At 40.6% G+C, this 14,162-nt stretch carries 18 protein-coding genes; 1 reads left to right on the top strand and 17 read right to left on the bottom strand.

Going from position 1 to position 14,162, the window contains the following annotated elements; translation table 11 throughout:
- Positions 1-10 precede the first annotated feature (10 nt).
- The 15 genes from ACJQWY_RS00455 to ACJQWY_RS00385 form a co-directional block, all read right to left on the bottom strand.
- A complete protein-coding gene (locus ACJQWY_RS00455) occupies positions 11-673 on the bottom strand; it encodes a histidine phosphatase family protein (protein WP_407075789.1) in 663 nt (220 codons plus the stop codon).
- A gap of 122 nt (positions 674-795) precedes the next feature.
- Positions 796-2,121: an adenylosuccinate lyase gene (purB, locus tag ACJQWY_RS00450; RefSeq protein WP_407075916.1), complete on the bottom strand. Its 1,326-nt coding sequence runs from the start codon at positions 2,119-2,121 to the stop codon at positions 796-798.
- A 135-nt stretch (positions 2,122-2,256) separates the two neighbouring features.
- Positions 2,257-2,601: a DUF1831 domain-containing protein gene (locus ACJQWY_RS00445; RefSeq protein WP_407075788.1), complete on the bottom strand. Its 345-nt coding sequence runs from the start codon at positions 2,599-2,601 to the stop codon at positions 2,257-2,259.
- 7 nt (positions 2,602-2,608) lie between these two features.
- Complete coding sequence (locus ACJQWY_RS00440; RefSeq protein WP_407075787.1) at positions 2,609-3,142, bottom strand: YfcE family phosphodiesterase; 534 nt, start codon at positions 3,140-3,142, stop codon at positions 2,609-2,611.
- Position 3,143: 1 nt separating this feature from the next.
- Positions 3,144-3,740, bottom strand: a complete 597-nt coding sequence (locus ACJQWY_RS00435) for an XTP/dITP diphosphatase (RefSeq protein WP_407075786.1) — start codon at positions 3,738-3,740, stop codon at positions 3,144-3,146.
- Positions 3,741-3,751: 11 nt separating this feature from the next.
- Entirely contained in the window at positions 3,752-4,579 is an 828-nt protein-coding gene (gene murI / locus ACJQWY_RS00430; RefSeq protein WP_407075785.1) for a glutamate racemase, read from the bottom strand.
- Positions 4,580-4,606: 27 nt separating this feature from the next.
- Positions 4,607-5,218 carry an HAD family hydrolase gene (locus tag ACJQWY_RS00425; protein ID WP_407075784.1) on the bottom strand — a complete coding sequence of 204 codons (612 nt, stop codon included), beginning with the start codon at positions 5,216-5,218 and terminating at the stop codon, positions 4,607-4,609.
- A 153-nt stretch (positions 5,219-5,371) separates the two neighbouring features.
- Entirely contained in the window at positions 5,372-6,004 is a 633-nt protein-coding gene (locus ACJQWY_RS00420) for a deoxynucleoside kinase (RefSeq protein ID WP_407075783.1), read from the bottom strand.
- Between the two features lie 251 nt (positions 6,005-6,255).
- Entirely contained in the window at positions 6,256-8,082 is a 1,827-nt protein-coding gene (gene glmS, locus ACJQWY_RS00415; RefSeq protein WP_407075782.1) for a glutamine--fructose-6-phosphate transaminase (isomerizing), read from the bottom strand.
- 245 nt (positions 8,083-8,327) lie between these two features.
- Complete coding sequence (gene frr, locus ACJQWY_RS00410) at positions 8,328-8,873, bottom strand: ribosome recycling factor (protein ID WP_407075781.1); 546 nt, start codon at positions 8,871-8,873, stop codon at positions 8,328-8,330.
- Positions 8,873-9,598 carry a UMP kinase gene (gene pyrH / locus ACJQWY_RS00405; RefSeq protein WP_407075780.1) on the bottom strand — a complete coding sequence of 242 codons (726 nt, stop codon included), beginning with the start codon at positions 9,596-9,598 and terminating at the stop codon, positions 8,873-8,875. The genes frr and pyrH overlap by 1 nt, the downstream gene beginning before the upstream one ends.
- Before the next feature lie 18 nt (positions 9,599-9,616).
- Positions 9,617-10,492, bottom strand: a complete 876-nt coding sequence (tsf, locus tag ACJQWY_RS00400; protein WP_407075779.1) for a translation elongation factor Ts — start codon at positions 10,490-10,492, stop codon at positions 9,617-9,619.
- 263 nt (positions 10,493-10,755) lie between these two features.
- Entirely contained in the window at positions 10,756-11,541 is a 786-nt protein-coding gene (gene rpsB / locus ACJQWY_RS00395) for a 30S ribosomal protein S2 (RefSeq protein ID WP_407075778.1), read from the bottom strand.
- Positions 11,542-11,690: 149 nt separating this feature from the next.
- Positions 11,691-11,981 carry a GIY-YIG nuclease family protein gene (locus ACJQWY_RS00390; RefSeq protein WP_407075777.1) on the bottom strand — a complete coding sequence of 97 codons (291 nt, stop codon included), beginning with the start codon at positions 11,979-11,981 and terminating at the stop codon, positions 11,691-11,693.
- A complete protein-coding gene (locus tag ACJQWY_RS00385) occupies positions 11,974-12,735 on the bottom strand; it encodes a tRNA1(Val) (adenine(37)-N6)-methyltransferase (RefSeq protein WP_407075776.1) in 762 nt (253 codons plus the stop codon). Before ACJQWY_RS00385 ends, ACJQWY_RS00390 begins: the two co-directional genes overlap by 8 nt.
- A gap of 117 nt (positions 12,736-12,852) precedes the next feature.
- Between ACJQWY_RS00385 and ACJQWY_RS00380 the strand changes: the two genes are divergently transcribed.
- Positions 12,853-13,488 carry a lysophospholipid acyltransferase family protein gene (locus ACJQWY_RS00380; protein ID WP_407075775.1) on the top strand — a complete coding sequence of 212 codons (636 nt, stop codon included), beginning with the start codon at positions 12,853-12,855 and terminating at the stop codon, positions 13,486-13,488.
- A gap of 64 nt (positions 13,489-13,552) precedes the next feature.
- Here ACJQWY_RS00380 and ACJQWY_RS00375 read toward each other — a convergent pair whose 3' ends face one another.
- Together ACJQWY_RS00375 and ACJQWY_RS00370 are read right to left on the bottom strand one after the other, a co-directional pair.
- On the bottom strand, positions 13,553-13,774 hold the full coding sequence (locus ACJQWY_RS00375) for a YneF family protein (RefSeq protein ID WP_407075774.1): 222 nt from the start codon (positions 13,772-13,774) through the stop codon (positions 13,553-13,555).
- A gap of 84 nt (positions 13,775-13,858) precedes the next feature.
- Entirely contained in the window at positions 13,859-14,113 is a 255-nt protein-coding gene (locus ACJQWY_RS00370; protein WP_407075773.1) for a DUF896 domain-containing protein, read from the bottom strand.
- Positions 14,114-14,162 lie beyond the last annotated feature (49 nt).

Genomic DNA, 14,162 nt, shown 5'->3' with positions numbered 1-14,162 from the left:
ACCTCCCAAATTAAATCGTATTACTAGGATCATTAATAATACCTAAGTAACTCGTATCATTATGTTTAATTTCGTTAAAAATGTGTCCATCATGTGTTTCTAAAATCGAAGTAGACGTATTACTTAAACCGCCCCGCGCACGTAATTGATCTAAAGGCTTTCCCAATAAAGTTTCAATTCCCACTGTCAATAACATTCCATGCGCAAAGAAAATCAAGTTAATGTCTTCGCCACCATAAGTAGCTTCGGCATGCCGAACCGTTTGCACAAAACGCTTTTGCACGTCCGCAAAGGTTTCCGCTCCGGGAACCTGTTTAGCATCAAATCGTTCGGGATGATTCCGCCATGCATCATACTGATCGGCTTGGGTTGCTTGCACGTGCGTAAAGGTCTCACCCTCCCAAATTCCTAATTGAAACTCTAATAAACCAGGATCAACTGTTAATTCAACTGGATGTTCCAATTGCGCCAAGGTTAATTCAGCGGTCGTTTTAGCACGTAATAACGGTGAAGTAAAGGCACGGGCAAATTGTATTGCTTGTAAATTTTGACCAAGCTTCTTAATTTGCTGATATGATTCCGGTAATAATGGCGAATCTCCCTTCGCTCCTTGAAACCGTCCTTCATTATTCCATTCTGTCTTACCATGTCGTACAAAATATAATTTTGTCATTCCTTTACTCCTCAATTAGTGTTCTTTTCATTATATAACGAAAAATGGGACAAAAAAAGGCTTACGCATGAATAACCACACCGTAAGTCTCGTTTTAATTTAAGCCTTAATTGAATTCTATTTTAAGCGAGGCCCAAGCGTTGATAAACTGCATCAACCTCTCTTAGATGCCAATGATAATCAAATGCTTCTTGAATGTCAGCTTCCGTCAAAACCTCACGAATGGCGGCACTTTGCTCCACCAAAGGTCGAAATTGTTGCTGCTCATCCCATGCTTTAGCCGTTAGTGGCTGTACTAAATCATAAGCCGCTTCACGTGAAAGTTCTCCTTGATCCATTAGGGCATACATCACACGTTGAGAATAAATTAGGCCAAAGGTCTGATCCATATTTTTGAGCATCCGTTCAGGAAAAATCTGCAACCGCTCCAAAATTCGCGTCATCCGCACCAGCATATAGTCCAGCGTTGCCGTTGCCTCTGGAAGCATCATGCGTTCAACAGATGAATGCGAAATATCACGCTCATGCCACAATGGCACATCCTCATAGGCGGGAACCATTAACCCACGTAAAATACGCGATAAGCCGCTGATATTTTCCGAACCAATGGGATTGCGTTTATGTGGCATTGATGACGAGCCTTTTTGTCCCGGCGCAAATCCTTCTTCCACTTCATGAATTTCCGAACGTTGCAACCCACGGATTTCCACCGCCAACTCTTCCAAACTCGTTCCCACTAAGGCAATTGTACTAATGTAATCAGCATGCAAGTCACGCGGCAAGACTTGTGAGCCGACCGGTTGAGGCGTCAAGTTTAATATCTGCATCGCATCGCTTTCGACTGTCGGACTAATATTAGCAAAAGTTCCCACTGAGCCTGACAACTTTCCCGTTTCCATCGCCTGACTGACCCGTTCAAAACGCTCGATATTGCGAACCGCTGCTTGGTAATAGCGCGCCAAAACTAGGCCAAAGGTTGTCGGTTCCGCTTGCACGCCATGGGTACGCCCAATCATAACGGTGTACTTATATTGCCGCACCATTTTTTCCAATTGCTTCCGATAATTAGTTAAATCTTCCAAAATTACTTGATTAGCGGCTCGTAAACGTAAGGCTTGCGCGGTATCTACCACATCAGTACTTGTTAAGCCATAATGAATCCATTTTCGCTCTGCCCCTAATGATTCGGAGACATTCCGTGTAAAGGCAACAACATCATGATGGGTCACCTTTTCTAATTCAGCAATCGCCTCAACATTAAATTGCGCATTTTGCTTGGCCCGCTCCACTTCCACCCGCGTAGGTCGTTGATCGGCCAACTCTGGATGACGTTCACCCTCCTTCGCTAGCGCTTCCATTACAGCTAACTCTACATCTAACCATGATTGGTATTGTTGCTCCAATGACCAAATCCGCCCCATCACAGGTCGTACATATCGCTCAAACATCATTTACCCTCTTAACTATTTTTGATAATTCAATTATAACTTAAAAAAGGAACTAAAACTACCATATTTGTATATTATCGTGTCAAATCACGAACTATAATTAAAAAAAGCCCTCTTATATGGCTTTTTAAGCGATTAAGCAACTACTTCTAATATATCTCGCTCTACTAATTCATTTAAATAATAGCGCAATAATTCCACTAATTCGGCTTGCTCTGAATTTTTAAAAATATTCACCGTTGCATTCCCAGAAGGATTAATCGTCTTTAATTTCATCCCCGTCAAATCTGCGTTGATGACAATTTTTAATTTGATTGATTGATTCAACCCCTTACTAGGCTCCAACGCTCGTTGCATCACGTACGCCCCTGCATTATTTTGCACAAACCCTGTATCACTGAGTGCGTACTTTTTTAAATTGGGATTAAATCGATACGTTACTGTGTCGCCCAATAATTGGACTGCTTTTTCAAATGCCATGTTCATCCTACTTTCCTAAATCTGCGCGTTGAAAAGTAAACTCTAAGCCCTCAACCGGCTTAAAGTCACGCGTATAATATTGTACTTTTAATTCTTTTGGAGTAACTGAAAGGATTGCATAGGTTCCTTTCAAATAAGCATACGGACCACGTGGCAAGCTAATTGAGCCCGGATTAATGAAAAGTTTTTGTTCCAAAATCTCAGCCTCTAATTGGTGCGTATGTCCCACGATCACCACATCAACTTGCATTGGTTCCACCTGCGTCAATAACCAATTGATGCCCACCTCGGTATGAAATAAATGTCCATGCGTTTGATAAATGGCAATGTCCTGGTCGCGATACGTGCGATCATCGGGGAACATCGTATCAAAATCTACATTACCACGTACTGGTAAAAGCGTTTTAAATAATTCATCATCAGCGGATAACTCAGAATCACCATTATAAAACATCACCCGCACTAGACCTTGATAATGTGCAACCAGCTGTTCCAAAATCGCCCGATCACCATGGGTATCAGATACAATTAAATAATCCATCTTACGCCTCCCACCAAGTTAAAAATTGGTCATACAAATCAGTTAAAGCGCGCCCACGATGCGAAATTTTATTTTTTTCATTCATCGACAATTCAGCAAAGCTTTTTTGCAATGGCACATAATAAAACAGTGGATCATAGCCAAAACCATTCTCTCCCCGTTCTTGTAACAAAATGGTTCCATCAACTTGACCATGCGCCACAATCTTTTCACCAGTGGGCTTCCATCCAACCATGACCGTCGCAAAATGAGCGGTCCGCTGGACTTCAGGGACCCCCTCTAATTGAGTCAACACCTTCTTTTTATTGGCCTCATCATCATGATCACCGGCATAACGCGCTGAATAAACCCCGGGAGCACCATCTAATGCATCAATCATTAAGCCGGAATCATCGGCTAAAACCGGCTTTTTAAAATACATACTTAATTGTTGGGCCTTGAGTTCCGCGTTCTCTTCCAAGGTTTTCCCCGTTTCTTGCACTTCTGGCGCATCAGGATAATCTAATAATGACTGAACTTTAATTCCAAAAGGAGCTAAAAAAGCTTGAATTTCTTGAACTTTCCCTACATTGCGGGTCGCAATAATTAATGTTTCCATCCGTTTGCTCCTTATCCTAATTGTAACTGATCAGCTATCAAAGCTAAATGCTTAACCTGTGAATGCTGCCGATTCAACCAATGTGTGGCGGCTTGTTCAAAGATTTCTACCGCTCCGGTAGTGTAAAATTGCATGTTTACACCATCCAGACGTGGCTCGAATTGTCGCATCTCCGCCTGATCTAAGAATTTTTGCACCTCCAAAACCGTCGCTGCGCCTGAATCGACTAATTGCACGTCCGGTCCAATCACCGCTTGAATCTGGGGGGCTAATAATGGAAAATGCGTGCACCCTAAGATAAGCGTGTCCAATGATTCAGTTTTAAAACCAGCTAATTGTTCAGCAATAACTTGCTTCTGATATTTGGGATCAGTCACATTTTTTTCAACTAGCTGTACCAGTTTCGGGGCCGCAATTTGATGAATTGTTGCTGTAGGTAAAATTTTTTGTAACCCATCACGATATCTGTTGGACTTAACCGTCCCCTCAGTCGCAATAACCCCAATCTTTTGTTGGCGGGTAATTTTAGCGGCCGCTGACACACCCGCATTAATTACGCCAAAAATAGGAATGTCAAATTCAGCTTGCATCTGTGGCAAAGCGGCTGCCGTTGCTGTATTACATGCAATAACAATTGCTTTTACATGCTGACTTAATAAAAAATTGATAATCTGGCGAGTAAATTGTAAAACTTCCGCTTGTGGTCGCGGTCCATAAGGCATCCGCGCCGTATCACCGACATATACTACATCTTCATTTGGTAACAACTCTAAAGCGGCCCGTACCGCCGTCAAGCCACCTAAACCAGAATCAAGATAACCAATTGGCCGTGTGTCCATTACCGTACCTTCTTCACATTATTATTATTATAATTTTCCCACTAATTCATCAGGAGTTTGGAAAATATATTCTGCTTCTGTAAATGGGGTGATATCATCAACGCCCCACGCCGCTAAGCCAAACGCAACGCCTGCATTATGCGCCGCCTGCAAATCATGAATCGTATCCCCAATGTAAATTGTTGTATCAGCTTGCCCCTTTAAATTATGCATCGCCAACAGCACAGGATCTCCCGCTGGCTTCATCTTAGGCGTCATCCCCGCAAAGACAAATGTTTTAAAATACTGTTCAATCTTAAACCGGTCATGATGCGCTGCAAACTCTTCAGGGCTATTAGACGTGGCAATCCCTAATTGATGCTTGTGAGCGAGCTGTTCTAACATCAGTGCTACGCCATTATACATATAAATTTGATCACGATAATCATCCAAAAGGCTCGTCCACTTGGTCGTTACCTCTTTAGGATTATCAATTTCTAAATAAGCCAAAGCAGCCGGTCCTGGCAAACCAAAAGTGTGATGCAAATCAGCCGCTGAACGTTGGATACCCAACTGTTCTAATGCAACACTTAATGCTTGAATATACATCTGTTCCGTAGATAGGAGGGTCCCATCCACGTCAAAAATAATTGTCTCCATCTCACTCCACCCTTCTCATCATTATATTTTTATTTTACCATGGAATTCAGGGGTTGTGCGCCTGACCTCTGCCCACTGATTTTAATTTTAAACAAAAAGCGCAAGCCGTAATTATCAGCCTACGCTTTTATAGTTTAGGGTTATTTTGCTAACCTATTCAAGTTCTTCCAACCGATCGTCAATCATTTTCAAAACAATTTGTTGACTTTTTGGATCTTCTAAGTCATATTTTTGCAAATCAACGCGCATTTTAGGGGATGCATCATAATCTTCATACCATTTCTGATAAGCATTCCACATCTTAAAGTAATACTCACGTAATTCAGCATTATCGTCAAATTGCTCGTAGTCACGTCCGCGTTTTTTAATCCGATACAAAATCGTATCAAAATCGGCATCCGCAAAGACCATTAAGTCCGGGTGGCCTTTCTTCATGCCCTTTAGTTCACCCATCATATTATCTAATAACTTCATATAAACATCTAATTCAGCATCAGAAATGTTTCCAGAACTATGATTTTCTTGCGTGAACAAGGCATCTTCATAAATTGAACGATCTAAAACGTTGTTATCATCTGCTAACGCCTTTTTGATCATCGCAAATCGTTTATTCAAAAAATAAATTTGTAGCAAAAAGCCATATTGCTTTGGATCAGCATAATAAAGCGGTAAAACGGGATTCTCGCCCACTGGTTCAAAAAACGCTTGTGTCCCCTTGTGTTTTGCAATTAAATCCGTCAAGGTTGTCTTTCCAACCCCAATCATGCCCGCCGTAATTATCACCATGATTGTCCTTCTTTCATTAAATTTTTATCTTCACCAACCAAATTTTCAATTCCTCGGTCAGATGCTATTAACTATCTTACCCAACAAATTTATGAAAGACAATACTTGTCTTTTTTTGCATTATGCCGTAGCGTTGGCAAATTTTAGTCCCCATTTCGCGCTAATCCTCAATTCAACCATTTAACTGTTTAACTAAAATAAAAAAGGCACACCCAGGTGCCTCATTTATTCTTAAAGTAGTTAAAATTAGTTTATTGCACAGTCACTGATTTTGCCAAGTTACGAGGGCGATCAACATCCAAGCCCCGGTCTAATGAAGTATAGTAAGCCAACAATTGTGCCGGAATGACTGCCAACAAAGGTGCCAACAATGGATTAGTATCAGGCAAAACATAACCGTCGCCATCTTGCGCCAAGGCCTTGGTTACGATGGTAAAGGCGCGCGCTCCACGGGCAGTAGTCTCAGAAAGATTCCCCCGAACCAAACCGGCCGTCTTTGGTTGTGTAATCAAAGCCATCACGGGCGTCCCTTCTTCAATCAAGGCCAAAGTTCCGTGCTTTAATTCGCCAGCGGCAAAGCCTTCTGCTTGTACGTATGAAATTTCTTTCAACTTCAAAGCAGCTTCCAGTGCCACTGATGAATCAACACCTCGTCCAATATAGAAAGCACTGTGGGTGGTTTCAGGAACCAAAAGTTCATCCGCCACGACTTGGAAATTTTCCTTATCATCAATGATACCTTGAATACCCACCGTAATTTCAGAAAGCTCCTCTTGCAAATCCAAATTAGCAACTTTGCTATCAACCAAAGCATAAGCTAAAATGGATTGCAAAGTCACTTGAGCTACATAGGCTTTGGTTGAGGCCACGGCGATTTCAGGTCCTGCCAACAAAGGCAGAGCATATGTTGCTTCACGCCACAAAGTTGACTTTTCCACATTAGTCAATGTCAAAGAATGATATCCAGCTTGATTAATATTTTGCAAAACTTCACGTGAATCAGCAGTTTCACCAGATTGACTAAGGAAAATAAAGAAAGGTTTCTTAGCCAACAAAGGTTGTTCATAAGCAAACTCTGATGAAAGATAAACTTGGGTTGGCTTTTGGGCCCATTGCTCAAACATCCGTGCGCCAGCTAATCCCGCATGGTATGAAGTTCCAGCCGCAATAATGTAAATTTGGTCAGCTGCACGCATTTCATCCAAAATTGCCTTACCAACTAGGGCTTGACCATTGGTATCAAAATAACGTTCCATTAAGCGCCGCATCACTACTGGCTGTTCATCAATTTCTTTTAGCATATAATAAGGATAAATTCCCTTATCAGTTTCCGCAGCATCAATATCCAAATGGAATGGTTCGCGTTCAACCGCTTCACCCTGTTCGTTAAACAATTGAACTTGGGTCGGATCAACAATAGCGACCTCACCATCCAATAATTCGATAAAGTCATGGGTTTCGTCTAACATCGCCACCGCGTCAGAAGTTACGACATTAAAATCACTTCCCACTCCAATCAAAAGGGGTGACTTCCGCTTAGCAACATACATCCGATCAGGCTCTTGCTCATCCATCAATAAGAAACCATAAGCTGAATCGCCAAACAAGGCTAAGGCTTTGTTAAACGCATCAAACGTGCTCAAGCTATCTTCATTCACAAACTTGCTGATTAATTGAACTGCTACTTCAGTATCAGTTTCTGATTGGAACTCAACGTCTGATAGATAAGTTTGTTTGAGTTCGTTAAAGTTTTCAATCACTCCATTATGAACCAAGTAAAATCGCTCATCGGCTGAATATTGCGGATGTGAATTTTTAACAGCTGGTACTCCATGAGTAGCCCAACGTGTGTGCGCAATTCCCGCCGTTCCTGAAACACGTTTTGTGGCAACAAGGGCTTCCAAATCAGCAACTCGTCCTTTTTCACGAACTAACACATCAGCATCAGCATCCTTACTTGGGACAAACACACCGGCTGAATCATAACCACGATATTCAAGCTTTTCCAGCCCTTTCAACAGGATTGGGGCTGATTGTTTAGTCATTCCTGTGTATCCAACAATTCCGCAATAATACATATTAATTAAACTCCATTATTTTTAATTGGTCTACCTATTTATTTTTAAACTGTATATTCAATTATATATGTTGTTAAGCCAGATGCAAGTAAATTTTGAAGAAACATTTATAATTGGTCTAAATTGGTCTACACACTTTTTAAATACACTGCGCACCACTAGACTACTGAATCAGCATAAAAGATTTTTTTATAACAAAAAACCGCTACTCAATGATACAGTAGCAGTTTCCAAATTTGCAAGTATTAAATTGTCAACAATTCTTTTTCTTTATCGCTAGCAATTTGATCAATATTTTTAATTCCACGATCCGTTAAATCTTGAATATCTTTTTCGAGTTTGCGCAATTCATCTTCGGATAAATCATCTTTCTTAGCATGATCTAAAGCGTCACGCCGAATATTACGCACCGCCACCTTGGCTTTTTCAGCTTCGGCTTTAACTTCCTTAGCTAAATCTTTTCGTGATTCCTCAGTCAAAGCAGGAATCACCAATCGAATCACTGAACCATCGTTTGAAGGAGTTAACCCTAAATCAGAAGCAAAAATTGCTTGTTCAATATTCTTCAAAGCTGTTTTATCAAAAGGAGTAATTAATAACACCCGCGCTTCGGGCACTGAAATCGAAGCGATTTGATTCAAAGGTGTTTGCGCTCCATAATATTCCGCGGTTACATCCCGCAAAATTGACGGATTAGCCACACCGGCTCGAATTTTTGCAAGTTGAACTTGCAAAGCCTCACCCGCTTTATTCATTCGATCTTCCGTATTAGATAAAAGTTCATTTGCCATTATTTCTTTCTCCCAACGGTTGTTCCAATGTTTTCACCCATTACAACCCGCTTAATATTACCATGCTTATTCAAATTAAAGACTACTAAGTCAATATCATTATCCATTGACAAAGTTGAAGCGGTTGAATCCATAATATTCAAACCTTGTGAAATAACATCCATATGCGTCAATTGTTCGTATTTAACTGCATCAGGATTCTTTCTTGGGTCGTCATTATAAACACCATCAACCCCATTCTTACCCATCAAAATAGCATCCGCGTTCACTTCAGCAGCACGTAAGGCTGAGGTAGTATCTGTTGAGAAATAAGGCGAACCAGTTCCAGCCCCAAAAATTACGACACGTCCTTTTTCAAGATGACGAACTGCCTTACGCCGAACATATGGTTCAGCGACTTGCCGCATTTCAATAGCGGTTTGAACTCGCGTAGGTACACCTTGATTTTCAAGGGCGTCTTGCAAAGATAGTGCGTTCATTACCGTTCCAAGCATTCCTACATAATCGGCTTGAGCTCGTTCCATCCCTAGTTGGGCACCAGCTTCACCACGCCAAAGGTTTCCACCACCAACAACGATTGCAATTTCAATACCAAGTTCATAAACTTCTTTAATCTCAGCTGCAATACTATTAACAGTTGTCGGATCAATTCCGTAACCTTTTTCGCCCGCTAGTGCTTCACCAGATAGCTTAAGCAACACGCGCTTATACTTAACGTCGGTCATATTCCGCACCCCTATCAATTAGTTATTCATTTGTGCTGCTACTTCAGCGGCAAAATCATTTCCAGCTTTTTCGATTCCTTCACCAACTTCGTAGCGAACAAATGAAATAACCTTTCCATTCTTACCTGAGACATATTGTTCAACAGTTTCCCCATCACCCTTAACGAATGGTTGGTCAACCAATGAAATATCGGCCAAGAACTTGTTCAAACGTCCTTCAACGATCTTTTCTTTAATTGCATCAGGCTTACCATTCAAATCTTCAGCAGATAATTGAACTTCTTTTTCGTGATTCAAAACATCAGCAGGAACTGCTTCGCGTGAAACATATTGTGGGTTAATAGCGGCAACGTGCATTGCAACGTCTTTAGCAACTTCTTCGGAAGCTCCATCAACAAGTACTAATGAAGAAATCCGACCACCCATGTGTGAGTATGCACCCAAAACTTGTCCTTCTTGCGCAGTTACAACTACAAAGCGCCGTAGTGTAATCTTTTCTCCAGTGATTTGCGTTGTGTGAATGATTTCTTCATTCATTGTCTCACCGTTCATTGGCAACTCCAAAGCCGCTTCAACTGAAGCTGGGTTTTGATCAACAATGGTTTCAGCCACAGCGTGCAAAAGTTCATTGAATTCTTTGTTGCCGGCCACAAAGTCAGTTTGTGAATTCAATTCGATAATTGCAGCTTTGTTCCCCTTAACGGCGACATAAGTCATTCCTTCAGCGGCAATCGCTCCAGCCTTCTTAGCAGCCTTAGCCATTCCCTTTTCACGCAAAAAATCAATTGCCTTATCCATATCACCATCGGTTTCAACTAAGGCCTTCTTTGCGTCCATCATTCCAACATTGGTCTTGTCACGTAATTCTTTAACTTGTGCTGCTGTAATTGCCATTATTCATGGTCTCCTTTAATTTTTTTAATTTTTTCTAGTTAATTATACATGATTTTGATGAATTTTAATACTATCGCTCAACAAAAAGCGCATAATATCAACCATTAAATTTAATTCATGATAATCACTAGCTCTTGTCGCATAAAAAAAGAGTGGTTCGATTAATCAAAACGCCTGCATGCTCTTAGCATCCGTTTGTTATACCTTCTCAGTTCCATTATGGAAACATCAAAACGATTATCTCGCCAACTCTTTAATTAGATTTAGTTGTTGTTTCCTTCAACTAATTCAGTCAATTCTTCAATTGAAGCGGCCTTATCATTACCATCTTCCTTTGAAAAAGCAGCTTCATCAGCTACTGAATCTTCACCTTGGTTTCCTTCGATGATAGCATCAGCCATCTTAGAAGTAATCAAACGAACGGCACGGATTGCATCATCATTTGATGGAATCTTAACATCAATTTGATCAGGATCAGCATTCGTGTCAACCATGGCAACGATTGGAATATTTAACTTATTAGCTTCTTGCACGGCCAATTGTTCCTTATGTGGATCAACCACAAACAAAACATCTGGAATCCGAGGCATATCAGCAATTCCACCCAAGAACTTTTCCAACTTCTCGCGTTGCTTAGTTAACAAAGCGACTTCCTTCTTTGGCAAACGGTCAAAAGTACCGTCCTCTGACCAGCTTTTCAATTCCTTCAAACGGGCAATCCGCTTTTGGATGGTATTCCAGTTCGTCAAAGTTCCACCAAGCCAACGATGATTAATGAAGTACATGTTTGCACGTGTAGCTTCTTCTGCAATGGCATCTTGCGCTTGCTTCTTAGTTCCTACAAACAATACTACTGCACCATCAGCAGCGGCATCACGCATGTAGTTATAAGCTTGGTCAACCAACTTAACCGTCTTTTGCAAGTCGATGATGTAAATACCATTACGTTCAGTAAAGATATATTCACCCATCTTAGGGTTCCAGCGACGCGTTTGGTGTCCAAAGTGAACCCCTGCTTCTAACAATTGCTTCATTGAGATTACTGCCATGAGTAAAATTCCTCCAAAATGTTTTTCCACCTAAGCCCGCATGTAGTTCGACGACCAAGATTGGCACCCGTTCAACTATTGGACTTAGTGAGTATTTTATGGCCTACAGACCAATATAGAATACTACACACTTTTGCTTAAAAAGTCAACTATACTTTCCCAACAGGTGTAAAATCTTTGATTCCATGTTCACGTAAATATTTTTCTTTTTGCTTGCGCGTTAATTTTTTAAAAGCTGCCTCTGCCCTTAAGGCTGTACTCTTATCGGCAAACGCCTCTTGATACAGTAAGGTTAATGGATGATGTTTAGCAACCTGCGTGTATTTGGCACCCTTTTTAGCTACATGCGTCGCAAAACGTCGTGCCACATCATCCGTAAAACCACAATAAAATGTATTATCGGCCGTTAAAATTACATACATATAATATTGCTTAGCCATTCGACCGACCTTCATAAATCGCCCATACCTCATCCCGATAAGTGTCATCCTCATTATGGGTAATAATCGGTGGTAAAACTTGCGCTCCAGTTAATCGTCCATTTTTAATGGCCTCAATTAAAACAACGTTCGCTTCACGCCCGACTTTTGGATATACAAATTGGATTCGCTTAGGAATCAAATTATTAGCTCTTAAAGCATCCAAAATTTCAAATAAACGGTCAGGTCGATGTACCATGAAAAAATGACCACCTGATTTTAACAACTTTTTAGCGGTATAGGTAACTAAATTCAAATCAGCCTTAATTTCATGCCGGGCGATGGCATAGTATTGATTTGGATTTTTATGGGACTTTTCTGTCGCTTCAAAATAAGGGGGATTAGAGACCACATTCTCCACCGATCCTGGCTTAAGATAATCGAAAATATTTCGCATATCACTATTAATAATTTCAATCTTTTCGGTTAGTTCATTCATCGCTACTGATCGCTGAGCCATCTCGGCCAACCGGGCTTGAATTTCTACCCCAATAATCTGACCAGTCACTTTATGTGCCATAAACAATGGAATTGCACCGTTTCCCGTTCCTAAATCGACCAGCGTACCCCGTCCGCCATTGCGTAAATTTGCAAAATGGGCTAACAAAACTGCGTCCAAAGAGAATGAAAAAACTTGTTGACTTTGTATAATTTGTACCTCATCTCGATAAAGCATATCAATCCGCTCATCCGGTCTTAATTGCACTGAAATCATACCCTGCCATCCTTTATAATTAGTATTTTAATTTTCCCCGCTCATGAAATAATTGTCAACCACTTACCTTTTGTGGGATAATACAAGCTATGAATATTGAAAATTAGAGGTTGAATTATGTTTTATAAAATTATGATTCGCGTTGTCCAAGGTTTAATTTGGTTAATTAACGGACGAGTAACCGTCCTAAATCGCGAAAAGCTCCCAGCTGGCAACTATGTTTTAGTCGGTCCTCATCGTACTTGGTGGGATCCGGTCTTCTTTGCCGTTGCGGGAATTCCTAATGAATACATGTTTATGGCTAAAAAAGAAGTCTTTAAAAATCCACTCATCGGTTGGTTTGTGCGCCATGCCAATGGTTTCCCAGTTGATCGCGCTAAACCTGGTCCTTCTGCGATTAAGATTCCCGTCAAAGGTCTGAAAAATTCGAACTTAAGTCTGGTAATTTTCCCATCTGGTTCACGCCATTCTAATGATATGAAAGAAGGTGCCCTATTAATCGCTCGCATGGCTAAAAAGCCAATCGTTCCCTTAGTTTACCAAGGTCCGCTGAAATTCAAAGAGCTTTTTAAACGCAACAATGTCACCTTGGCCTATGGTGACCCAATCAACCCAGCTGACTTCCCCAAGAATGACGCGGAATCAGCACCTCTATTTGACCAAACCTTAAAACAAACGTTTGATGATTTAGACCAACAAATTAATCCAAATTGGCATTATGTTGATCAGAATCCAGAAAAAGCACAAAAATAATTAGTGCGTCATAAACTTAATAATAAAAGCGCCAGTTCTAAAAACTAGCGCTTTTTATTATAGCTTAGTTATTTTGTTGGTTTTTCATTTGAGCCATTAATTGATTTAACTTCTTTTGTGAAGGTTTTTGACCCATTGAAGTCATCATTGAACGCATCATATCTTCCGAAATTGGTGGATTCTTCTTTAAGTAAGTTTCCATTGAGCGACGCGCCATAAAGAAACCTAAGACCATCCCCACGATAAATGCAATAACAACAATAACAATCCAAATTGACGTATTCATGTGTTAACCCTATCCTCTATTTTTGATTTCGTATTAAATTGTATCTAAAATCACGCAAAAACACCAGCCTAATTCTAAATTTACTTAATCATCACGCAGACCTTTATCTCGTTGAATTTGTTTAACTTTCTCAGGGGTGACCTCTTTTCCGTTTTTATCAATCACTTGTAGCATTTCAATTTGTGAACGCATTCCCTCGCGGAAATTTGCTAAAAATTCTTGCCGCAAGTCCGCCCGTTCCGCCTTCTCTGCTTCAGTTAAGCCTTCCGATGTCTTGGCCTTTGCTGCTAATTCATTAATACGTGAACGCACGGCCAATATATGTTCATTTTCACTCATTTATTTGCCCCTCCATGGAATCATTTAATCTTTTTAAATTCATGTTAAT

The sequence above is a fragment of the Weissella kandleri genome, assembly GCF_045504165.1.
Lineage (GTDB): Bacteria > Bacillota > Bacilli > Lactobacillales > Lactobacillaceae > Weissella > Weissella kandleri_A.
Note: the sequence above shows the minus strand (reverse complement) of the source record. Positions and strands in the feature narration are given on the sequence as shown.

What these genes read in the sequence shown, in the direction of transcription:
- ACJQWY_RS00375 (WP_407075774.1), bottom strand. Translation starts at nt 13,774, where the DNA reads ATGAATACGTCAATTTGGATTGTTATTGTTGTTATTGCATTTATCGTG.
- ACJQWY_RS00390 (WP_407075777.1), bottom strand. Translation starts at nt 11,981, where the DNA reads ATGGCTAAGCAATATTATATGTATGTAATTTTAACGGCCGATAATACA.
- glmS (WP_407075782.1), bottom strand. Translation starts at nt 8,082, where the DNA reads ATGTATTATTGCGGAATTGTTGGATACACAGGAATGACTAAACAATCA.
- purB (WP_407075916.1), bottom strand. Translation starts at nt 2,121, where the DNA reads ATGTTTGAGCGATATGTACGACCTGTGATGGGGCGGATTTGGTCATTG.
- murI (WP_407075785.1), bottom strand. Translation starts at nt 4,579, where the DNA reads ATGGACACACGGCCAATTGGTTATCTTGATTCTGGTTTAGGTGGCTTG.
- ACJQWY_RS00420 (WP_407075783.1), bottom strand. Translation starts at nt 6,004, where the DNA reads ATGGTGATAATTACGGCGGGCATGATTGGGGTTGGAAAGACAACCTTG.
- ACJQWY_RS00370 (WP_407075773.1), bottom strand. Translation starts at nt 14,113, where the DNA reads ATGAGTGAAAATGAACATATATTGGCCGTGCGTTCACGTATTAATGAA.
- ACJQWY_RS00425 (WP_407075784.1), bottom strand. Translation starts at nt 5,218, where the DNA reads ATGGAGACAATTATTTTTGACGTGGATGGGACCCTCCTATCTACGGAA.
- ACJQWY_RS00385 (WP_407075776.1), bottom strand. Translation starts at nt 12,735, where the DNA reads ATGATTTCAGTGCAATTAAGACCGGATGAGCGGATTGATATGCTTTAT.
- tsf (WP_407075779.1), bottom strand. Translation starts at nt 10,492, where the DNA reads ATGGCAATTACAGCAGCACAAGTTAAAGAATTACGTGACAAGACCAAT.
- frr (WP_407075781.1), bottom strand. Translation starts at nt 8,873, where the DNA reads ATGGCAAATGAACTTTTATCTAATACGGAAGATCGAATGAATAAAGCG.
- ACJQWY_RS00445 (WP_407075788.1), bottom strand. Translation starts at nt 2,601, where the DNA reads ATGGCATTTGAAAAAGCAGTCCAATTATTGGGCGACACAGTAACGTAT.
- ACJQWY_RS00440 (WP_407075787.1), bottom strand. Translation starts at nt 3,142, where the DNA reads ATGGATTATTTAATTGTATCTGATACCCATGGTGATCGGGCGATTTTG.
- pyrH (WP_407075780.1), bottom strand. Translation starts at nt 9,598, where the DNA reads ATGACCGACGTTAAGTATAAGCGCGTGTTGCTTAAGCTATCTGGTGAA.
- ACJQWY_RS00380 (WP_407075775.1), top strand. Translation starts at nt 12,853, where the DNA reads ATGTTTTATAAAATTATGATTCGCGTTGTCCAAGGTTTAATTTGGTTA.
- rpsB (WP_407075778.1), bottom strand. Translation starts at nt 11,541, where the DNA reads ATGGCAGTAATCTCAATGAAGCAATTGTTAGAAGCAGGGGTTCACTTT.
- ACJQWY_RS00455 (WP_407075789.1), bottom strand. Translation starts at nt 673, where the DNA reads ATGACAAAATTATATTTTGTACGACATGGTAAGACAGAATGGAATAAT.
- ACJQWY_RS00435 (WP_407075786.1), bottom strand. Translation starts at nt 3,740, where the DNA reads ATGGAAACATTAATTATTGCGACCCGCAATGTAGGGAAAGTTCAAGAA.